The sequence below is a fragment of the Afipia sp. GW822-FHT04G07 genome (assembly GCF_058800765.1).
In genome coordinates, this window is record NZ_JBXAMP010000001.1 from 2,269,466 (window position 1) to 2,289,149 (window position 19,684).

The 19,684-nt window shown below is 62.6% G+C and carries 18 protein-coding genes; 5 read left to right on the forward strand and 13 right to left on the reverse strand.

Annotated elements, in window-relative coordinates; genetic code table 11:
- Window positions 1-18: 18 nt before the first annotated feature.
- The 4 genes from AC1RKJ_RS11155 to AC1RKJ_RS11170 all read right to left on the reverse strand — a co-directional run bounded on the left by AC1RKJ_RS11155 (window position 19) and on the right by AC1RKJ_RS11170 (window position 4,810).
- Window positions 19-1,923, reverse strand: a complete 1,905-nt coding sequence (locus AC1RKJ_RS11155; RefSeq protein ID WP_492791027.1) for an AMP-binding protein — start codon at window positions 1,921-1,923, stop codon at window positions 19-21.
- Between the two features lie 110 nt (window positions 1,924-2,033).
- Window positions 2,034-2,792, reverse strand: a complete 759-nt coding sequence (locus AC1RKJ_RS11160; protein WP_492791028.1) for an SDR family NAD(P)-dependent oxidoreductase — start codon at window positions 2,790-2,792, stop codon at window positions 2,034-2,036.
- 37 nt (window positions 2,793-2,829) lie between these two features.
- Entirely contained in the window at window positions 2,830-3,954 is a 1,125-nt protein-coding gene (locus AC1RKJ_RS11165; RefSeq protein ID WP_492791029.1) for a CaiB/BaiF CoA transferase family protein, read from the reverse strand.
- Between the two features lie 133 nt (window positions 3,955-4,087).
- A complete protein-coding gene (locus AC1RKJ_RS11170) occupies window positions 4,088-4,810 on the reverse strand; it encodes a TetR family transcriptional regulator (RefSeq protein WP_492791030.1) in 723 nt (240 codons plus the stop codon).
- A gap of 128 nt (window positions 4,811-4,938) precedes the next feature.
- On the opposite strand from AC1RKJ_RS11170, the gene AC1RKJ_RS11175 reads away from it, so the two are divergent.
- Both AC1RKJ_RS11175 and AC1RKJ_RS11180 read left to right on the forward strand, forming a co-directional pair.
- Window positions 4,939-6,111 (forward strand): acetyl-CoA C-acetyltransferase, encoded by a 1,173-nt coding sequence (locus AC1RKJ_RS11175; protein WP_492791031.1) that lies wholly within the window; start codon window positions 4,939-4,941, stop codon window positions 6,109-6,111.
- A 131-nt stretch (window positions 6,112-6,242) separates the two neighbouring features.
- Window positions 6,243-7,796, forward strand: coding sequence for an acyl-CoA synthetase (locus AC1RKJ_RS11180; protein ID WP_492791032.1), 1,554 nt, complete (start codon window positions 6,243-6,245; stop codon window positions 7,794-7,796).
- Window positions 7,797-7,808: 12 nt separating this feature from the next.
- Here AC1RKJ_RS11180 and AC1RKJ_RS11185 read toward each other — a convergent pair whose 3' ends face one another.
- Together AC1RKJ_RS11185 and AC1RKJ_RS11190 are read right to left on the reverse strand one after the other, a co-directional pair.
- Window positions 7,809-8,429 carry a hypothetical protein gene (locus AC1RKJ_RS11185; RefSeq protein ID WP_492792709.1) on the reverse strand — a complete coding sequence of 207 codons (621 nt, stop codon included), beginning with the start codon at window positions 8,427-8,429 and terminating at the stop codon, window positions 7,809-7,811.
- A 112-nt stretch (window positions 8,430-8,541) separates the two neighbouring features.
- Window positions 8,542-9,003 (reverse strand): Lrp/AsnC ligand binding domain-containing protein, encoded by a 462-nt coding sequence (locus AC1RKJ_RS11190; RefSeq protein ID WP_492791033.1) that lies wholly within the window; start codon window positions 9,001-9,003, stop codon window positions 8,542-8,544.
- A 112-nt stretch (window positions 9,004-9,115) separates the two neighbouring features.
- Here AC1RKJ_RS11190 and putA point away from each other — a divergent pair, with 112 nt between their 5' ends.
- Window positions 9,116-12,127: a bifunctional proline dehydrogenase/L-glutamate gamma-semialdehyde dehydrogenase PutA gene (putA, locus tag AC1RKJ_RS11195; RefSeq protein ID WP_492791034.1), complete on the forward strand. Its 3,012-nt coding sequence runs from the start codon at window positions 9,116-9,118 to the stop codon at window positions 12,125-12,127.
- A gap of 2 nt (window positions 12,128-12,129) precedes the next feature.
- Here the strand turns inward: putA and AC1RKJ_RS11200 are convergent, their stop codons facing one another.
- From AC1RKJ_RS11200 to AC1RKJ_RS11210, 3 genes are all read right to left on the reverse strand, one after another.
- Entirely contained in the window at window positions 12,130-12,627 is a 498-nt protein-coding gene (locus AC1RKJ_RS11200) for a TPM domain-containing protein (protein WP_492791035.1), read from the reverse strand.
- Between the two features lie 13 nt (window positions 12,628-12,640).
- Window positions 12,641-13,528 carry a TPM domain-containing protein gene (locus AC1RKJ_RS11205; protein WP_492791036.1) on the reverse strand — a complete coding sequence of 296 codons (888 nt, stop codon included), beginning with the start codon at window positions 13,526-13,528 and terminating at the stop codon, window positions 12,641-12,643.
- 177 nt (window positions 13,529-13,705) lie between these two features.
- Window positions 13,706-14,353, reverse strand: coding sequence for a LemA family protein (locus tag AC1RKJ_RS11210; protein WP_492791037.1), 648 nt, complete (start codon window positions 14,351-14,353; stop codon window positions 13,706-13,708).
- 294 nt (window positions 14,354-14,647) lie between these two features.
- On the opposite strand from AC1RKJ_RS11210, the gene AC1RKJ_RS11215 reads away from it, so the two are divergent.
- Window positions 14,648-15,490, forward strand: a complete 843-nt coding sequence (locus AC1RKJ_RS11215) for an enoyl-CoA hydratase (protein ID WP_492791039.1) — start codon at window positions 14,648-14,650, stop codon at window positions 15,488-15,490.
- 65 nt (window positions 15,491-15,555) lie between these two features.
- Here the strand turns inward: AC1RKJ_RS11215 and AC1RKJ_RS11220 are convergent, their stop codons facing one another.
- From AC1RKJ_RS11220 to AC1RKJ_RS11230, 3 genes are all read right to left on the reverse strand, one after another.
- Window positions 15,556-16,845, reverse strand: coding sequence for an acetyl-CoA C-acyltransferase (locus AC1RKJ_RS11220; protein WP_492791040.1), 1,290 nt, complete (start codon window positions 16,843-16,845; stop codon window positions 15,556-15,558).
- Window positions 16,846-16,955: 110 nt separating this feature from the next.
- Window positions 16,956-17,594: a GNAT family N-acetyltransferase gene (locus AC1RKJ_RS11225; RefSeq protein ID WP_492791041.1), complete on the reverse strand. Its 639-nt coding sequence runs from the start codon at window positions 17,592-17,594 to the stop codon at window positions 16,956-16,958.
- A gap of 100 nt (window positions 17,595-17,694) precedes the next feature.
- A complete protein-coding gene (locus tag AC1RKJ_RS11230) occupies window positions 17,695-17,907 on the reverse strand; it encodes a DUF1127 domain-containing protein (RefSeq protein ID WP_492791042.1) in 213 nt (70 codons plus the stop codon).
- Window positions 17,908-18,019: 112 nt separating this feature from the next.
- Here AC1RKJ_RS11230 and AC1RKJ_RS11235 point away from each other — a divergent pair, with 112 nt between their 5' ends.
- Window positions 18,020-18,943, forward strand: coding sequence for a transcriptional regulator GcvA (locus tag AC1RKJ_RS11235; RefSeq protein ID WP_492791043.1), 924 nt, complete (start codon window positions 18,020-18,022; stop codon window positions 18,941-18,943).
- Window positions 18,944-19,071: 128 nt separating this feature from the next.
- Here the strand turns inward: AC1RKJ_RS11235 and AC1RKJ_RS11240 are convergent, their stop codons facing one another.
- The gene (locus AC1RKJ_RS11240; protein ID WP_492791044.1) at window positions 19,072-19,671 is read right to left on the reverse strand and encodes an invasion associated locus B family protein; all 600 of its coding nucleotides are present in this window, start codon (window positions 19,669-19,671) and stop codon (window positions 19,072-19,074) included.
- Between the last annotated feature and the right edge of the window lie 13 nt (window positions 19,672-19,684).

A 19,684-nucleotide genomic window follows, 5' to 3' on the forward strand; every position in this document is an offset into this window, starting at 1 on the left:
CGTGTTGTGAACATGAAATTATGTGAGGACGATGACGTCGGGTCCCGGCTTGTCCGCGTAGAGTTGCCCCACCAGCGCGGCGCGGCGCTCAAGCCCCGCGCGCTGATTGATGTAGCCCTTGTCGGTAAGTTCGTTGCCGTCGATGGATGGCGGCTCGGCCATCAGCATGGCGCGAACAATCTTCATGCTGCTGGCGCCGCCGCAGGCCTTGTTGTGCGCCAGCAATCCCTCGCGCAGATGTGTGCGAATCCTGGGATGGTTCACCACCGTCTCCATCGACGCACCCATGTCGTCGATCAGCCGGCGGCACGCATCGAGGTTCGGCCATGCCAGCAGTCCGATGAAGGGGCGGTCCGGCCCCGCGACCAGCGCGTCCTGAATCACAGGCGATGCGGCTGCAATCGCATCGGTGCGCACAGAGCTGACCAGAACAAAGGTTCCTGTGGTGAGTTTGAAGTCCTCGACCACGCGGCCCGAGAAAATCAATCCCTTCGCAGGATCTTCCGGATCGACGAACACGCCGGCATCGCCGATGCAGTAGAAGCCTTCGTCGTCGAAGGCCTTTTGCGTCAGCTCCGGCTGGCCCAAATAACCGGGCGTGACGTTGACGCCGCGCAAACGCAATTCGTATTGCGGCCCGGCGGGAACCATCTTCAATTCGACGCCGGGGAACGGCAGACCGATCAGGCCGACACGCTCGGTGTCCCAGTAAGTGCCGGTGGAGGTCGGCGCGGTCTCGGTGGAGCCCCAGCCGGTATAGAACACGATGCGTTCGCCGGTGGCACGCACCGCCAGCGCCTGCATCCGCTCATAGAGATCGTCCGGCAACCGCGCTCCGCCATACGCAATGAGACCGAGGTCTTTGAAGAAGTTGCGGCACAGCGCGTCGTCCTTCTCCATCGCTGCCGCCAGCGCGGCGTAACCCGCTGGCACGTTGGCGTAGTAGGTCGGCGAAATCTCGCGCAAGTTGCGCAGTGTCTCGTCGATCATGCCGGGGATCGGCTTGCCGTCGTCGATGTAGAGCGTGCCGCCCTCCGTCAGAACCGGGTTGAACAGCGCGTTGCCGCCCATAGTGTGATTCCACGGCATCCAGTCGAGATAGATCGCCTCGGAATCACCGGGCGCGCGCGGGCGCACCTGCATCATCATGCGGGCATTGGCGCACATCATCTGCTGGGTATTGATGACGGCCTTCGGCATTCCCGTCGAGCCCGACGTGAACAGCAGCTTGCCCACCGTGTCCGGCGTGATTTGCGCAATCGATGCTTCGACAGCCGACGTCACCGGCGTCGCGGCGAGATCGGCGTAGGAGACACTCGTGATGCTGGCGGGCGCGCGATCGACATGCACGACCCTGATGCCGTCGAGGTCGAGCGCGGCCAGTGCTTTCTCAAAGGTGGGTCCGTCCTGCACCATCACCACGGCGGGCTTCACGAGGCCGAACAGATATTTCAGCTTGGCGTGATCCTGGCTCATCAGCGAATAGGCCGGCGACACCGGAGCTGCGGGAATCCGCGCCTGCATTGCCGCCTGCGTCATCAAGGCGTGTTCGATGGAATTGCCGCTCAGGATCGCCACCGGACGACCGGCGGGAAGTTTCATGTCCAGCAGCGCCTGCGTCAGCGCATCGGCCGTGCGCTTGGCCTCGCCGTAGGATACCTTGCGCCATTGCCGCTCCGGACCCTTGCGCTGCGCGAGCCAGGTATGACCAGGCCGCGCCGCGGCCCACTTCGCCAATGACGCCGGAATATGCGGCTCGAACGGATCCAGCGGCGTGCGCGATTTCAGGACGATGACGCCATCGGGACGGCGCTCGACGCCGATGTCCCGCGCAAGCCATTCGATCTTGCGGAACGGCGGCTTTTGCGGCGCCTGCGCCGTTTGCTTTTCAGCAAGACCCGAACCGGCAAAACTCGCACTCATCGCAGCTTCCTCCCGAGGAAAACCGGCGGGGGCTTTTTTATTATGGCGCCCCTCGCCGGCCGATTACGCGCAACAGGTGCGTGACGTATCACGCGCCTCGAAGTTTCCTGCTACCGCGGCGCCATGCGGATCGCGCCGTCGAGGCGGATCACTTCGCCGTTGAGCATCGGATTCTCCACGATATGCACGGCGAGATTGGCGTACTCGCTCGGGTCGCCGAGCCGCGCCGGATGCGGCACCTGCTTGCCGAGGCTGTCCTGCGCTTCTTGCGGCAATCCTTTCAGCAGCGGCGTCAGGAACAGGCCGGGCGCGATGGTCATGACGCGGATGTTGAGCGACGCAAGATCGCGGGCCACCGGCAGCGTCATGCCAACGATGCCGCCCTTCGACGATGAATAGGCCGCCTGGCCAATCTGGCCGTCATAGGCCGCGACGCTGGCCGTGCTGATGAACACGCCGCGCTCCTCGCCGATCGGAGGCGCCGTCTGCATCCGCTCGGCGACGAGCCGGATGCAGTTGAACGAACCGATCAGGTTGACCTTGATGACGCGCGTGTAGTCCGCGAGCGAGTAAGCGCCATTCTTGCCGACGGTTTTTCCGGCGTTGCCGATACCGGCGCAGTTCACCAGCACCCGAACGACCCCGTGCGCGGCCTCGGCCTTTGCAATCGCTTCCTTGACCGGCGCTTCCTCCGACACGTCGCCGACCAGCGCGAGGCCCTTGATCTCCTTGGCGACGGCTTCCGCGCCGTCCTTGTTCATGTCGATGACGGCGACCTTCGCGCCCTTTGCGGCCATGGCGCGCGCGGTCGCCGCGCCGAGGCCCGAGCCGCCACCCGTCACGAGTACTGAAATATCCTTGAGCTGCATGATCTGGTTTCCTGTTCTGGTTTTAGGGAGTGAAATCTTAAGACGCGCGAGCAGCGGCCGCTTGCGACCACTGCGCGAGAATGTCGGACGCCTGCGTCGGAGGAACAGCAGGCGAACCTTGAATCGCCGACGGCGTGCGCGAGAACCGTGGCGCGGGCGCGGGCTGAACGTGGCCATCCGCGGTCACGAAGGTCTTGCGCGCGGCGAGATGAGGATGTTTCGGCGCATCGAACATTCCCATCACGGGCGCCGCGCAGGCATCGGATCCCTCGAGAATATTGGCCCATTCGTCGCGCGTCTTGGTCTTGAACAAAGCGGCCATCTTGTCCTGCATGTTCGGCCATTCGCCGCGATTCATCTGCGCGTCGTAGCAATCCTCGGTGAGGCCGGCGAGCTGGCGCAGTTCCGCGTAGAATTGCGGCTCGAGCGCGCCGATCGCCATGAAGCCTCCGTCCTTGCATTCATAGGTGCGGTAGAAATGCGCGCCGCCGTCGAGCAGGTTGGTGCGCGGCTGGTCCGTCCAGCGCCCGATCGCCTTCATGCTGTGGAACATGGTCAGCATGCTCGACACGCCGTCGCACATCGCAGCATCGACGACCTGACCCTTGCCGGAGGTGCGCGCCTCGATCACGGCCGCCAGCACGCCAACAACAAGATAGAGCGCGCCGCCGCCATAATCGCCGACGAGATTCAGTGGCGAAACCGCTTCGCCGTTGCCGGCGCGGAATGAATCCAGCGCGCCGGTGATCGCGATGTAGTTGATGTCATGGCCCGCCGCCTGCGACAGCGGACCTTCCTGGCCCCAGCCGGTCATGCGGCCATAGACCACGCGCGGATTACGCTTGAGCACGACGTCGGGACCGAGGCCGAGACGTTCCATGACCTGCGGACGGAAGCCTTCGATCAGAACGTCGGCCGCAGCAATTAGGTCGAGCACTTGGCGGATGTGATCCGGGTTTTTCAGATCCAGCTCGATCACGCGGCGGCCGCGGTTGACGAAGTCCCGCACGTCGCGCTTGCCCTGTCCGGGCCGCGCAATCGACACCACATCCGCGCCCATGTCGGACAACAGCATCGATGCGAATGGTCCCGGTCCGATGCCGGCGAACTCGACCACACGCACGCCGCGCAATGGTCCCGTTGCCGCCGATTGCTCCTTCATACGCCTCTCCCGAACGAACGTCTTCTTGGTTTGGTTTAGAGCCTGATCAGCTTCGCAGAAATCAAACTCGTCGTTTTTCCATTTCGGCATGATCTTTTCCGAAAACGGTTCCCACTTTTCGGATCATGCCGTATCACGCCTTGGTGGCGGGCTGGTCCTGCGCGCTGGACGACATGCGCGCCTTGTCGGTCAGCAACCCGCCCAGCACCATTTTCGTCATGTGATCGATATATTGCCGCCGGACCTCGTCGGTCACGCCGCCCGATCCGACAAAATGCGAGTTCATCTGCCGGCCATAAAACAGATGATCGCATGCGCCGTTGAGGCTGATGTAGAACAGCGCCGGATCGACTTTCCGGAATTCACCGCTCGCCATGCCCTGCTCAAGCAGCCGCTTCACGAATTCGAACAGCGGGCCCACGAAGAAGCGATGAACTTCTTTCGCCGTGGCTGGGCTGCCCTGATGCAGCAGCAGATGGATCAGCCGGTTGAGATAGGGAACGCGGTAATAGGCATTGACGATGCCGGCGATGTGCCGCCGCATTTTTTCGGTTGGTGAAATCGGCTGGTCGAGCACGAAGGCCAGATTCGCCATTTCCGCGCCGGCGTCCCGCGCCAGCAGCGCCAGCAGCAAACCATCCTTGTTGCCGAAATGGTATTTTACCAGCGCGGCATTGACGCCGGATTTCTGCGCGATCTCGCTCAGCGACACTTCAGTCGTGTTTCGCTCGATCATCAAATCGCCCGCCGCCACCAGAAGCTTGGCGGCGGTCGCGTTCATCGGCGCGGCTTCCTTTTCAGGAGCGGGCTTCGGCGCGGCCCTGCGCGGGGCTTTTGTGGTGAGGGTCGACGACATGCATCTCTCTTTATAGGAACCGATAACTAAGCCGATGATCGGGCCGCGCTCAAGAGTTAATTGAGCGATTGACTAAATTGCCGTCGGCCTTTTTAATCCGCGCCAACAAGTCATCAGGGAGCACCACCATGGCCGAAGCCTATATTGTTGCCGCCGCCCGCACCGCAGGTGGACGCAAGGGAGGCCGCCTCGCTGGCTGGCATCCGGTCGATCTCGCCGCTTCCGTGCTGGACTCGCTGGTGGACCGCACCGGCGTCGATCCCGCCCAGATCGAAGACGTCATCATGGGGTGCGTGATGCAGGCCGGCGAGCAATCCAACAATGTGGCGCGCAACGCGGTGATGGCCTCGAAGCTGCCGGAAAGCGTGCCCGGCACTTCCGTCGACCGCCAGTGCGGTTCCTCGCAGCAGGCGCTGCACTTCGCGGCGCAGGCCGTGATGGCCGGCTCCATGGACATCGTGATCGCCGCCGGCGTCGAGGGCATGACCCGCGTGCCGATGGGACTTCCGGCCACGCTCGCCGCCAAGAACGGCTTCGGCACCTATATGAGCCCGAACATCCAGAAGCAGTATCCCAACATCCAGTTCAGCCAGTTCACCGGCGCGGAAATGATGGCGGAGAAATACGGCCTCGCGAAAGACGATCTCGACGCCTATTCCTACCAGAGCCATCAGAAGGCGATTGCGGCGACGCAGGCCGGCGCCTTCAAGAATGAGATCGTTCCGCTCACCATCACCCGCGCCGACGGCTCGACCGATACCCACAACATCGACGAAGGCATTCGCTTCGATGCCACCATCGAAGGCATTCGCGGCGTCAAGACGATTGCCGAGAACGGCAAGCTTACTGCCGCCAGCGCCAGCCAGATTTGCGACGGCGCGTCCGGCGTCATGATCGTGAACGAAAAGGGCCTGAAGGCGCTCGGCATCGCGCCGCTGGCGCGCATCCATCACATGACCATGATCGGCGGCGATCCGGTCATCATGCTGGAAGCGCCGTTGCCCGCGACCCATCGCGCGCTGAAAAAGGCCGGCATGTCCATCAATGACATCGACCTGTTCGAGGTCAACGAAGCTTTCGCGTCGGTGCCGACCGCGTGGCTCAAGGACACCGGCGCGGACCCGGCGCGGCTCAATGTCAACGGCGGCGCGATTGCGCTCGGCCATCCGCTCGGCGGCTCCGGCACCAAGCTGATGACCACGCTGGTCAACGCGCTGAAGCAGCGCAACAAGCGCTACGGCCTGCAAACCATGTGCGAAGGCGGCGGCATGGCCAACGTCACTATCGTCGAGCGGCTGTAACGGAATTCAAAAGGGCGGGTGCTTCACCCGCCCTTTTTTTTGTGGCCTGATGACGGGCCCACATCCCATCCCCAATCAATCAACGAGCGGCAAAAGCCGCCGAGGTCTACGGGAAACGCCAAGGGAGCTTCATGTCTCATCCATCTGTTCACGCGCAGAAGAATCCCGACAAGATCGCCTACCAGATGGCGAAGTCGGGCGACGCCATTACCTATCGCGAGCTGGACCACCGCTCCAATCAGGGCGCGCAACTGTTTCGATCGCTCGGCCTGCGCACCGGCGATCACATCGCGCTGTTGATGGAGAACACGCCGACTTTCATGGAAATCTGCTGGGCCGCGCAACGCAGCGGGCTCTATTACACCGCGATCAGCCGCTATCTCACCCCCGACGAGATCGCCTATATCGTCAAGGACTGCGGCGCCAAGGCCGTCATCACGACGCCGAAATGCGTGGAGGCCATCGCGCCGCTGGTGACCAACGCTGCGGACGCGCCGGCGTTCTATATCGCCGGAGGATCGCATGCGGGATTTCGCTCGTGGGACGACGCGCTCGCCACCCAACCGGCGACTCCGATTGCCGACGAATCCGCCGGCTACGACATGCTGTATTCGTCGGGCACGACGGGCCGTCCAAAGGGCATCAAGCGCCCGCTGCTTGAACCTTCTATCCTGGTGCCGAATCCGCTGCTGAAACTGCTGTGTTCCGGCATGTGCGGCATGACGGAGGACAGCATCTATCTATCGCCCGCGCCGCTCTATCATGCGGCTCCGCTGCGCTTCAACATGATGTCGGCCGCACTCGGCGGCACCTCAATCATCATGGAATCGTTCGACGCGGAAGAATTTCTGCGACTGATTGAAAAGCACAGGGTGACGCAATCCCAGCTTGTGCCGACGATGTTTGTCCGGATGCTGAAACTGCCGGACGAAGTTCGCGCGAAATACGACGTTTCGTCGCTCAGGGGCGCGGTGCACGCCGCGGCGCCCTGCCCGAGCGACATCAAGGCGCGGATGATCGACTGGTGGGGTCCGGTGCTGATCGAATACTACGCCGGATCCGAAGGCAACGGCGTCACGGTGTCGACGTCGAAAGACTGGCTCGCGCATCGCGGCACCGTGGGCCGGGCCGTGGTCGGCACGATCAAAATTCTCGATGACGACGGCAAGGAATTGCCTATTGGCGAAACCGGCACGGTGTATTTCGCCGATGGCCCGAAGTTCGCCTATCACAACGATCCCGACAAGACGCAGCGCGCCTTTAACGATCGCGGCTGGTCGACACTGGGCGATGTTGGTTATCTGGACAACGACGGTTTTCTCTATCTCACCGACCGCAAGGCCTACATGATCATTTCCGGCGGCGTGAATATCTATCCGCAGGAAACCGAGGATATTCTGATCTCGCATCCGGCGGTGGCCGATGTCGCAGTGTTCGGCGTGCCCAACGAGGAAATGGGCGAAGAGGTCAAGGCGGTGGTGCAGCCGCATGACATGGCGCGCGCAGGCAAGGAACTCGCGGACGAGCTGATTTTATTTTGCCGCAAGCACCTGTCGCCGATCAAATGCCCGAAGAGTGTCGACTTTGAAGCTGAATTGCCGCGCACTCCAACCGGCAAACTGTTGAAGCGGCATCTGCGGGACAAATATTGGACGAAGGTGAACAAGTCTCCCGCCAAGGCGTGAGCGAGCGCGTGCTCACTCCTCCTTCAGCCACTGCTCCGCGAGCTTGACGTCGGGCGGCTGCGCGTAGCGCGTGGTCCACATGTCGACCACCCATTCCACGCGACTGACTTTTTCCACCAACACCGCCGTGTTATGCGGCGTCTGCATCGCCAGCACATTGCCGCGGTAGCGCGGATTGCCGACCGTGTGGTGCTTCAGCAAGCCCCACTCCTGCAGCACCAGCAGCATGCTGGACGTGTTTCGCGTGGTGTCCCAGCAATCGTAGTTGTTGGCGTCGGCGCGATTGCGGATGTCCGCTCGCGCCACGCGCGTCGTCGTGCCGATGATCGGGCCCATCCGCTTGTCGAACCAGACGATGGCCTTCTGAACTGCCACGCGTTCGGCGGCGGCGGACGCCTTGCCGGCGGCCATGATCTGCGAAAGCTGCTTCTGATCCGACGCGGTGAAGTCGAGCGACGCCCGGCGGCGGCAGACGAAACCGTAACACACCGTTATTCCGTTCGGCGACGGCGGATTGATCGATACGGACGAATAGAGATCCGCCTGCTCCGGACTGAGTTGTATGGCGGGCGCGGCTCCGGCGCCGAGCACAAGACAAGCCAGAGACGCGACAATTGAGATAGATCGGGACATGACGTGGAACACGGCGATTTCCTGAACAAGCTGCGTTGCAGGACTATGGCCGATTTTCTACACAATCAACAGTTCATCGGCCTTATCGCCCAACGTTCCCGTGAACGCGCGATCACACCGGCAGCGGCGCGTCGCGCTTCACTTCTTCCATCACCGCATACGTCCGCGTCTCGCGCACGCCAGGCAGCGCCAGCAGTGTCTCGCCGAGAAACCGCCGGTACGCCGTCATGTCGGCAACGCGCGACTTCACAAGATAATCGAATCCGCCGGCGACCATGTGACACTCCAGCACTTCAGGCGCGCGACGCACCGCCTCGGCGAACCGTTCGAATACATCGGGCGTGGTCTTGTCGAGCAGCACTTCGACAAACACGAGCAGCCCCAGTCCGAGCTTGTGCGGGTTCAGCCGTGCACCATAGCCCTCGATGAAGCCGTCACGCTGCAACCGCTTGAGCCGCTCGCCGATCGAAGTTGGCGACAGCCCTATACGCTCGGCGAGCTCGACATTGGCGATGCGACCATCCGCCTGAAGGATGCCGAGGATTTTCCGGTCAATTTTGTCGATGTCGATCATTTATGCGGTAACTCTCCCATAATTCCGTATTTTATAATGAATTTTCCTTGATTTGTCTATCGAACCACGGCGAGGACTGGAGTTAGTATTCGGGTGATCCACGAGGGACGTCATGCTCAACCCATCCAGCCCTGTTCCATTCTTTGCAGCACCCTACGCGCCCGACGACAGCGAGATCGCCGCGCGGCTGCTCGCCATGCCGCCGCTGGACGCCGGACAAGAAGCCCGCATCGACCGCACCGCCACGCGGCTGATCGAGGCGGTACGCACGGGGGACGGCGGCTTTGGCGGTGTCGAGGACATGCTGCGCGAGTTCGCGCTCTCCACCAGGGAGGGCCTCGCACTCATGGTGATGGCGGAGGCGCTGCTGCGCGTGCCGGACGCTGCGACCGCCGACCGCTTCATCGAGGACAAGCTCGGCCAGGGCGATTTCGCCCATCACCAGACCAAATCCAGCGCACTGCTGGTCAATGCGTCGGCCTGGGCGCTCGGCCTTTCTGCACGCGTGATCCAGCCCGGCGAAACTCCGCACGGCACCGTCGGCCTCATCGCGAAAAGGCTCGGCCTTCCGGCGGTGCGCGCCGCGACCCGGCAGGCGATGCGCCTGATGGGAAATCATTTCGTGCTGGGCGAAACCATCGACTCGGCGCTCGCGCGCGCATCCGATGACGACGGCCCGTATCATCACCGTCGCTATTCGTTCGACATGCTCGGCGAAGGCGCGCGCACGTCAGATGACGCCACACGCTATTTCGAATCCTATGCGTCGGCGATCGAAGCCATCGGCCGCGCCGCAGGCAACGCGCCATTTCCCGACCGGCCGGGCATTTCCGTGAAACTGTCGGCGCTGCATCCACGCTATGAGGCGCTGAGCCGCGCGCGCGTCATGGCCGAACTCGTGCCGATCACGCTTGAGCTCGCGCAACGCGCGAAGGCGCACGACATGAATTTCACCATCGACGCCGAGGAAGCTGACCGGCTCGAACTGTCGCTCGATGTGATCGGCGCGGTTTTCGCGGATCCGTCTCTCGATGGCTGGGACGGTTTCGGGCTGGCCGTGCAGGCCTATCAAAAGCGCGCCGAGGCCGTGATTGATTACGTCCACGATCTCGCCCAGACGCATGACCGGCGCATGGTCGTGCGTCTGGTGAAAGGCGCTTATTGGGACACTGAGGTAAAGCGCGCGCAGGAGCGCGGTCTCGACGGCTATCCCGTGTTCACGCGCAAGGCGATGACGGACCTCAACTACATCGCCTGTGCCCGCAAGCTGCTCGGCCTGCGCCCGCGCATCTTCCCGCAACTCGCCACCCACAACGCGCTCTCGGTGGCGACGATTGCCGAACTGGCCGGCGACGACGAAGGCTTCGAGTTTCAGCGGCTGCACGGCATGGGCGACGCACTCTATGCGCAAATCCACGCCGACAAACCCGCGCTTGGCTGCCGCATCTATGCGCCAGTCGGCAGCCATCGCGACCTGCTGGCCTATCTGGTGCGGCGATTGCTGGAGAACGGCGCGAACTCGTCGTTCGTAGCACAGGCGGCGGACCCGAATATTCCCGTCGCATCGTTATTACAGAGGCCCGAGCACATCGTCACATCGCCGGATCAGGCGCGTCATGCCCGCCTGCCGCTGCCGCACGATCTCTACCTGCCGCGGATCAATTCGCGCGGCATCGAATTCGGCGACCGCACATCGCTCGACAATCTGTTGACATCGGTCGCCGCCGAAACTCTCCCCACGGATGCCGTGACCAACGCCACGGAGAAAGATGTCGCGATTGCGGTGGCGCTGGCGCGCACCGGCTTCGCATTCTGGGGCCGGACCTCCACCGACGCGCACGCCACGGCGCTGGAGCGCGCCGCCGATCTCATCGAACAGCGAATGTCGCGTTTTGTCGCGCTGCTGCAAACCGAAGGCGGCAAGACCATCGACGATGCGGTGTCGGAGATTCGCGAGGCGGCGGACTTCTGCCGCTACTATGCAATGGAGGGCCGGAAACTATTCGGCGACGGACTGCCGCTTCCCGGTCCCACCGGCGAGAGCAACACGTTGCGGTTGCGCGGGCGGGGCGTGATGGTCGCGATCTCGCCATGGAATTTTCCGCTGGCGATTTTCACGGGCCAGATCGCGGCGTGCCTGATGGCCGGCAACGCCGTCGTCGCCAAGCCTGCCGAGCAGACGCCGCGTATCGCGGAGGAGGCCGTGGCGCTGCTGCATGAAGCAGGCGTCCCGGCTTCCGCGCTTCAGCTCGTGCAAGGCGACGGGCGCATCGGCGCCGCACTGGTCGAAGGCAACGAGATCGCCGGCGTGGTGTTCACCGGCTCCACCGAGGTGGCGCGCTCCATTAATCGCGCGTTGGCCGCGAAGGACGGGCCCATCGTACCGCTGATCGCGGAAACCGGCGGGATCAACGCCATGATCGTGGATGCGACTGCATTACCCGAACAGGTTGCCGACGATGTCGTGACCTCGGCGTTCCGGTCCGCCGGACAACGCTGTTCCGCCCTGCGGTTGCTGCTGGTGCAGGAGGACGTGGCGGATCGCATGATCGAGATGATCGTGGGCGCGGCGCGTGAACTTCACGTTGGCGATCCGCGCGATCCGGCGACGCAAATCGGCCCGGTGATCGACGCCGAGGCGAAAGCGCGGCTCGATGCGCATATCGCGCGCATGAAAAACTCAGCGCGACTGCATTTCGCAGGTGACGCGCCCTTATCCGGTCATTTCGTCGCGCCGCACATCTTCGAGCTGGCGAGCGCGGACCAACTGACCGAGGAGGTCTTTGGCCCGATCCTGCATGTGGTGCGTTACAAGGCGGCGGATTTCGAGCGCGTGCTGCAATCCATCGCGGACAGCGGCTATGGCCTGACACTCGGAGTTCATTCGCGCATCGACGACACGGTCGCAGCGGTGATCGAGCGGCTCGCGGTTGGGAATGTTTACGTCAACCGCAACATGATCGGCGCGGTGGTCGGCGTACAGCCGTTCGGCGGCCACGGACTGTCGGGCACCGGGCCCAAGGCCGGCGGGCCGCACTATCTGCCGCGCCTTGCGGTCGAGCAGACGGTGACGATCAACACCGCAGCCGCTGGCGGCAATGTCGGACTGATGACGGGGGATTAGGGTTACAACACCACCGGCTTGTCCGGCAGTTCATTGCGGTGCGCGCCCGTCGCCGGGAAATGCTTCGCGAGCAGTTGCGTCGCTGCCCCAATGCCTTTCAGCACCCCGCCCTCGAAATTCCCAGCGCGGAATTCCGCTTCCATCGCCCGGCAGATGGTTTCCCAATCCGCTTGCGTGACCTTCGCATTGATGCCGCGATCGGCGACGATCTCGACGTCGCGGTCGGCGAGCAGCAGGTAGATCAGGATGCCGTTATTATGGGTCGTGTCCCAGAGCCGTAGCTCTCCGAAGACGTCGATGGCGCGGTCGCGCGCGGACTGATCTCGAAACAGCGGCGCGCCGTCGAGCGCGCCTTCCACCGCAAAGCGGATCTGCCCGGAGTGAGCCGCTTCGCTGGTCTTGATTGCCTTCTCGATGTTGGCCAGCGCCTGACGCGGAAACGCGCGCCGGACCCGCCAGCGATTGAGAAGAAGATGCTTGCCGATGCGCTTGATGCCCATTGCTATCTCTCGGCTACCAACTGCCCGATGCGCCGCCGCCGCCGAAGCTGCCGCCGCCTCCGCTGAACCCGCCGCTTGAACTGCTCGATCCGCCTGAACTGAATCCGCCGCCGTAGCCGCCCCTGCCACCGCCGCCGGAAGACATGACGCTGTCGCCGACCAGCGTGACAACGAAGGCGATCATTCCCCCGATGGCCGCGATCGGCAACACGCCGAGAAAGAACCAGATGAACGCTGCGACGCCGCCGCCCGCGACGAGCGAGCCGAGCAACCTTCCGAAGATCGCTCTGAAAATTCCGCCACCGACCAGCGTGAGAATAAGGAGAAACGGGAAATACTCGCCGATCGCGCTCAAGTCGGGCAGTTCGCCCTCGGGCTTCGGCGCAGGAAGTGGTTCGCCGTCGATCACCCTCAGGATGCGATCGACACCGTCGGAAATGCCGCCGGCAAAATCGCCGCTCTTGAACTTCGGCGTGATGATCTCGTCGATGATGCGCTTCGATGTGGCGTCATTGAGCGCGCCCTCGAGACCGTAGCCAACCTCGATCCGCAGCTTGCGGTCGTTCTTGGCGATCAGCAGCAACGCGCCGTCATCGACTTTCTTGCGCCCGAGCTTCCATTGTTCGACCACGCGCAGCGCATACTGTTCGATAGTTTCGGGCTGCGTCGTCGGCACGATCAACACCGCAAGCTGGCTGCCCTTGCGATCCTCGAAACTCTTAAGGGTCTGTTCGAGGGTGGCGGCCTGATCGGCCGACAGCGTCGCCGTCTGATCGACGACGCGTCCGGTCAAGAGCGGCACCGCGACGTCCGCCCGCACGACAAAGGTCGAGCCGGCAAACGCCCAGCACAGCATGGACGCGAGAACGACCGCGAGACTAGCCCTTCTTGCCGCTTTCATCACGCTAGTATCCCGTATTCGACGTTCGCTTCATTCTACCGCATCTCCCGAACGAACGTCGGATACGAAAGGACACTAGCAAACCATAATTCTAGTGATCCTTTGGTTCTGACATTCGTAGCACTCGCTGGAAGTGTGACACGAATGTCAGAACCGGATCACTAGCTGTCAGGCGCCCTACTTCGCGGGCGCCGGTGCAGGCGCTGGCGCGGGGACAGCAGGCGCGGCCGGCGGAGGTGCGTTGAAATCGACCTTCGGCGCGGTGGAAATCGACTTCTCATTCTCGACCGTGAAGTTGGCCTTTTCCTTATAGCCGAACACCATGGCGGTCAGGTTGTTCGGGAAGGTCCGGATGCCGACATTATAGTCCTGCACGGATTTGATGTAGCGATTGCGCGCCACGGCTATACGATTCTCGGTGCCCTCAAGCTGAGCCACCAGATCGCGGAACAACTGATCGGACTTCAGTGTCGGATAATTTTCCGTCACGACCAGCAGGCGCGCCAGCGCGCCGGTCAATTCGCCTTGCGCCGCCTGGAATTTCTGTAGGGCGGCCGGATCGTTCAGCACCTCGGGCGAGACGTTGACGCCGCCGACCTTGGCGCGCGCATTGGTCACGCCGAGCAGCACGTCTTTTTCCTGTTGCGCAAAGCCCTTCACCGAATTGACAAGGTTCGGCACCAGATCGGCGCGGCGCTGATACTGGTTCACCACCTCCGACCAGCTCGACTTCACCGATTCGTCGTTCTGTTGAATTGCGTTGTATCCGCAGTTCGTGAGGCTCAGCGAGGCGAGTGCTGCGAGGATGGTGAAAAACTTGCGCATGAATGATCTCCAGTAAGATGCCGGATGCCGCAACGGAACACGGCGGGCGCGGCACACCCGCGCCGGGATCATATACATCCGGATCGTCCGGGTCATTGTCTTGGTTGTTCTCTTTTTAGCTACTTTGATCTCGCAAAATCGATGAATGCGCGCAACCGCACGAGGATGACAGCGCAGAATCTGACCGGACCGGACACTGGCCACGCAACATGACAGCGTTGCGTCAGGTTTGTCTGGCGTCACGCCTCGGTTCCGTTCAAAGTTCTGTTTCAAAACTATCTACGGAGCAGCGCCATGACCGTCACATCCGCCGCAACGATCATCGACACCGGCACGGACGAACTGCTCTGCGAAGTGCGCGAGCGCGTCGCCGTCATCACGCTCAACCGTCCGCACGCGCGCAATTCGCTGTCGGACAATCTCACGCCGGCATTGCGCAAAATGATCAAGCTCTGCGGCGAAGACCCCAGTGTCGGCGCACTCCTTATTACTGGCGCGGGTCAAGCCTTCTGCGCTGGCGGCGACGTCAAGGGCATGGGCGGCAAAAGCGGCAGCAGCAATGCGCCCGAACTGACCTTCGACCAGAAGGTCTCGCGGTTGCAGGAACGCCAGCGCACGCTGACCGGCGCTCTCGTCAATGTCCGCAAACCTACCATCGCGGCACTCCCCGGCCCGGCCGCAGGCGCGGGTCTTTCGCTCGCTCTGGCATGCGACCTGCGGATCGCCGCGGAATCCGCGTTCGTCACCACGGCCTATGTAAAAATTGGGCTCAGCGGCGACTACGGGATGGCATGGCTGCTGACGCGCCTCGTCGGAACGTCGCGGGCGCGCGAACTGATGTTCTTCGGCGAGAAGATCGACGCCAGACGATGTGAGACGCTCGGCATCGTCAACCGCGTGGTTGCAGACGACAAGCTGCGCGACGAAGCCTTCGCTTGGGCGAAGACTCTCGCCGCCGGTCCCGCGACGGCGTTACGCTTTCTCAAGGACAACCTCGACGAAGCGCTGATGAACGATTTCCTGACCTCGCTCGATCACGAGGCCGAGCGCATGGTGCGATCAGCCGGAACGGCGGATCACAAGGAAGCAGTGAAAGCCTTCATCGAAAAGCGCAAGCCGGTATTCGGGGCAAGCTAGGCCGCTTTTTTTTCAACAAGGCATGATCTTTTCCGAAACCGGTTTCCACTTTTCGGGATCATGCCCTAAGCCGCTTCCAGCAGCGCAACCGTGCCCTGCCCGCCATCGGCGCAGATGCTGACAATGGCGCGGCTGCCTTTCGGCATCGCCGCCAGCGCCTTCACGGCCTGACTCAAGATGCGCGCGCCGGTCGCGCCGAACGGATGCCCGAGCGCGGTCGAGCCGCCGTTCGGATTCATGCGCTCGCGCGGGAATTTTCCGAACTCCGCCGTCACGCCGGCCTTGTCGCGGATGAATTCGGGGCTTTCCAGCGCCTTGATATGCGCGAGCACCTGTGCGGCGAACGCTTCGTGGATTTCCCAGAGATGGATGTCCGCATAAGTCAGCCCGTGACGCTTGAGCAGGCGCGGAATGGCATAAGGCGGCGCCATCAGCAGACCCTCGGTGCGAAAATCCACCGAAGCCATTTCCCAGTCGATCAGTTTCACCCGCGGCGTGTTCGCGGGAAGCCGCGCAAGACCCTTCGTCGAGGCGACCCAGATGCTCGACGCGCCGTCCGTCAACGGCGACGAATTGCCGGCGGTCAATGTGCCCTTGCCGCTGGTGCGATCGAACGCGGGCGACAGCCGCGCCAGCTTTTCAAGCGACGTGTCCTTGCGCGGAATGGTGTCGCGCTTCACGCCGCCGAACGGCATCACGAGGTCGTCGAAGAAACCGCGATCCCATGCGGCGACAGCGCGCTGATGGCTTTCCAGCGCGATCTGGTCCTGCGCCTCGCGGGAAATATTCCAGACCTTGGCGGTGATCTCGGTATGCTCGCCCATGCTCATGCCGGTGGTGCGGTTGCTGACCGCCGGAATGTAGAGCCGCACGTCACTCAGCTTGAGATCGATGGCGTGGGTGAGTTTTTGCCCGAGGGATCGAGCGACCTGAAACTGGCGCACCCAGTTCGACAGCGACATGCCGAGCCCGAGCTGAATCTGGCTGAGGCTGTCGACGCCGCCGACCAGCGCAAGATTGCGCGCATCGCCGTCCATCATTCCGGCGGCTTCGAACACGCCCGCCATGCTGGTCGAGCACGCCATGACCGTTGAGAAGGCGGGGACCGTCGGGTCGACACCGGCATCCATGAGAATTTCGCGGGCGATATTGCTCCAGGTCAGGTTGGGCACGACATTGCCCCAGACCGCGAAGTCCGGCTTGCCGCCATTGAGGCGCCCGATCATGCTCTGGACGACGGGCACCGACAATGCGATCGCGTCGACGCCGCTCAACGGGCCATCGACCTTGGCGAACGGCGTGCGGACGCCCGCCCCCAGCCAGATGTCGGTTTGTTTCGATGCGGACTCGGCCATGCGGAACTCCTGGATCGCGCACACGCGAGCGCTGCGAAAAGACTATGCGATCCAGTCGGTCGGTTACAAGCCAGCGCCGCGCGGAGATGAGGGCAGCAATATCAATACGATCAGTGCACCGGCCCGGCATCCTGCGAGAACCAGCCCGTCATCGCGACCTGCTTCCAGCTTTCGCACGGGATATCCGCAACATGATGTAGCAGTTTTTCAAACCGCACCTGCCGCCAGTCGCTCGCTCGCGGCATGAAGATGAAGCCCGATTTGCGGGCGAGACCGATCATCTGCTCGTTATTGCGGAGTGTTTCGCCGAACAGACGCAGCGCACCCAGCGCCGCTGAACGGCATTCGAGATTCGCCAGCATCGCGCGGCCGATGCCCTGCCCCTGCCACGCATCGCCGATCGACAGCCCGAACTCGCTGTCCTGTGTCGCGGCGTCGAAACTGTAGCGCGCCTCGCCGACGATGGTGTCGAGGCCATCGACTTTCATTTCCGCGATCACCGCAAAACGATTGCCTTCTCCAATGTGCAGCGCCTTGTCGAGCTCCGACGGCGGCAACTCGCTCGCAGCCCCCATCAAGCGGCTGTAACGCGAACGCTGCGATAACGACCTGAAGTAAGTCAGCAGCGCGTCGGCGTCGCGCGGCGTGAGAAAACGCACCGTCAACGGCCTGCCGCCTTTCAGGCGAAGCACGTCGGTATAGCGGTCAAGATTGCTCGGGATGAAACGATGATCGGCGGCGGCAAGCATGGCGGCGCTCCATCGAAAATCGGTGCGAGTCGTTGCGACAAACAGTGAGACAAAAAGCGAGCCCGATCCGGGGAGATCGGATCGGGCTCGCGCGCGTCGCCTAGGCACGCCAGAACGGCTTGTTCGCCTCGTAGGCGAAATCGCTCCAGCTGGCGCCGACGTCGTGGAAATCTTTATCGGTGAGCCGAGCCAGTTCGGCCCGCCGCTTGTAACGCTGACGCCAGATGTGCAGCACATCTGCAACTGAGGTGAGCGGGTGGGCGATGAAATCATGATGATGATTTGTCATCAGATCGTTTGAATAAACAGACATAGCGGCCTCCTGAAATCAACTTGATGGCACTAATATCTGCCCGCATTACCCCGTTGACAAACGACAGCTTGTCCTCTGTAATATGAGAATATCTCATGCATGAGGGATCTTCATGATCGCCCGGCTCCCTTCTTTGAACGGATTGCGCGCCTTTGAGGCCGCCGCCCGGCATCTCAGCTTCACCAATGCGGCGCAGGAGTTGAACGTCACCCAGACGGCCATCAGCCACCAGATCCGGCGGCTTGAGGAGGAACTCGGCATCCGGCTTTTCATCCGGCAAAACCGGTCGCTGGCGCTGACACCACAGGCCGCCGAGTATCTGCCGGGCATCCGCGCCGCATTTCAGGATCTGCGCGCCGCCACCGACCGCCTGCTGCGCACAGGCAGCGACCGCGTACTGACCGTCAGCACGCTGACATCGCTCGCAGTGAAATGGCTGCTGCCGCGGCTGGCGCCGTTTCAGGAACAGCATCCGGACATCGACGTCCGCATCACCACCTCGACCGAGCTGGTCGATTTCCGCAACAGCAACGTGGACGCGGCGATCCGTTACGGGCGCGGGCAATGGCCCGGCCTGCGCTCCGACTGGCTGATGGCGGAAGATCTGTTTCCAGTCTGCAGCCCGGAACTGCTGAAAGGCGAGCGCGCGCTGCGGCAGCCCGAAGATCTCGCGCGCACCACACTGCTGCACACGTCTGTCACGCGGGAGGACTGGCGCCTGTGGCTGACGGCGGCCGGCCTTCCGGTCCGGATCGCGGAAAGTCCGGGACTGACATTCGATCTGGCGTTCATGACAATTCAGGCGGCGATCGACGGCCTCGGTGTCGCGATGGGACACACGGCCTATGTCGCGGACGACGTCGCCAAGGGGCGCCTCGTGGTGCCGTTCGATATCACCATGCCGTCGGCGGGGTACTATTTCGTCATGCCCGAGGACAAGGTCGTGACGCCGGCGATCGGCGCGTTTCGCGACTGGCTGATCGCGACAGCCAAAGCGCGGCCGATCCCGACTAACATTGCGCAACCGAGGTTATAGACATCTCGCCACTGTCACTGCGCATCGTCTGCCGGGCTCATCGTTCGCGGAAGGCGCGGCTCATCTGGTCGATGAAGGGCTTCATGAGATACGAAACCGCGGTTCGTTCCTTATTGGCCGGCTATCGATCAGTTGATTTTGTCATAACCTTCGGCAAAGCCTGAAAGCACAAAGGCCAGGTTCACATTCTCTTTGTTGAGATTCTGAAAGATAACCGAGAGGCGTTTTCCGGACTTCATCGATCCCAGCATGTCCAACGAAACTGTCGTCGCGGCATAGCATCCTTTCAGATCGCAGGTTTGAATCGGCAGCACCTGCGGCTTGCTTTCATCGATCTGCAAACTGACTCCAGCCGGGAGGAACAATCCCACTGGAAGTTGAACCATCAACACGGGCTGACGCGTATCGGGAGGCAGCTTCACATTGACAGAAGCCACCAGCTGCCCCGTCTTGGTCATGTAAAGACTTTGCTCGACCTCGCAAAGAAGCACCGCCTTTCTGCCATCGCTCGCGCAACGCGACGTCCAGACAGGCTGAGGCGGCGCACTGCCGTCCGCCGGAGCGGGGGCCGCCGCAGCGCCGGTCGCGGTCGAGGGTCCTGGCGATTTCGGCGCGGCAGTTGCTGACTTCGTCGTCTTCTGTTGAGGTTGCTGCGCGATGGCCGGATTGGCGAGAGCGATACAAGAAGCGCCCGCAACCAAAAGAAGTGTCCGCGTTATCTGTCTCATCGTTCCATCCATC

Excerpts from the sequence above, each read along its gene's own strand:
- AC1RKJ_RS11155 (WP_492791027.1), bottom strand. The coding sequence starts at position 1,923 with ATGAGTGCGAGTTTTGCCGGTTCGGGTCTTGCTGAAAAGCAAACGGCG.
- AC1RKJ_RS11160 (WP_492791028.1), bottom strand. The coding sequence starts at position 2,792 with ATGCAGCTCAAGGATATTTCAGTACTCGTGACGGGTGGCGGCTCGGGC.
- AC1RKJ_RS11165 (WP_492791029.1), bottom strand. The coding sequence starts at position 3,954 with ATGAAGGAGCAATCGGCGGCAACGGGACCATTGCGCGGCGTGCGTGTG.
- AC1RKJ_RS11170 (WP_492791030.1), bottom strand. The coding sequence starts at position 4,810 with ATGTCGTCGACCCTCACCACAAAAGCCCCGCGCAGGGCCGCGCCGAAG.
- AC1RKJ_RS11175 (WP_492791031.1), top strand. The coding sequence starts at position 4,939 with ATGGCCGAAGCCTATATTGTTGCCGCCGCCCGCACCGCAGGTGGACGC.
- AC1RKJ_RS11180 (WP_492791032.1), top strand. The coding sequence starts at position 6,243 with ATGTCTCATCCATCTGTTCACGCGCAGAAGAATCCCGACAAGATCGCC.
- AC1RKJ_RS11185 (WP_492792709.1), bottom strand. The coding sequence starts at position 8,429 with ATGTCCCGATCTATCTCAATTGTCGCGTCTCTGGCTTGTCTTGTGCTC.
- AC1RKJ_RS11190 (WP_492791033.1), bottom strand. The coding sequence starts at position 9,003 with ATGATCGACATCGACAAAATTGACCGGAAAATCCTCGGCATCCTTCAG.
- putA (WP_492791034.1), top strand. The coding sequence starts at position 9,116 with ATGCTCAACCCATCCAGCCCTGTTCCATTCTTTGCAGCACCCTACGCG.
- AC1RKJ_RS11200 (WP_492791035.1), bottom strand. The coding sequence starts at position 12,627 with ATGGGCATCAAGCGCATCGGCAAGCATCTTCTTCTCAATCGCTGGCGG.
- AC1RKJ_RS11205 (WP_492791036.1), bottom strand. The coding sequence starts at position 13,528 with ATGAAAGCGGCAAGAAGGGCTAGTCTCGCGGTCGTTCTCGCGTCCATG.
- AC1RKJ_RS11210 (WP_492791037.1), bottom strand. The coding sequence starts at position 14,353 with ATGCGCAAGTTTTTCACCATCCTCGCAGCACTCGCCTCGCTGAGCCTC.
- AC1RKJ_RS11215 (WP_492791039.1), top strand. The coding sequence starts at position 14,648 with ATGACCGTCACATCCGCCGCAACGATCATCGACACCGGCACGGACGAA.
- AC1RKJ_RS11220 (WP_492791040.1), bottom strand. The coding sequence starts at position 16,845 with ATGGCCGAGTCCGCATCGAAACAAACCGACATCTGGCTGGGGGCGGGC.
- AC1RKJ_RS11225 (WP_492791041.1), bottom strand. The coding sequence starts at position 17,594 with ATGCTTGCCGCCGCCGATCATCGTTTCATCCCGAGCAATCTTGACCGC.
- AC1RKJ_RS11230 (WP_492791042.1), bottom strand. The coding sequence starts at position 17,907 with ATGTCTGTTTATTCAAACGATCTGATGACAAATCATCATCATGATTTC.
- AC1RKJ_RS11235 (WP_492791043.1), top strand. The coding sequence starts at position 18,020 with ATGATCGCCCGGCTCCCTTCTTTGAACGGATTGCGCGCCTTTGAGGCC.
- AC1RKJ_RS11240 (WP_492791044.1), bottom strand. The coding sequence starts at position 19,671 with ATGAGACAGATAACGCGGACACTTCTTTTGGTTGCGGGCGCTTCTTGT.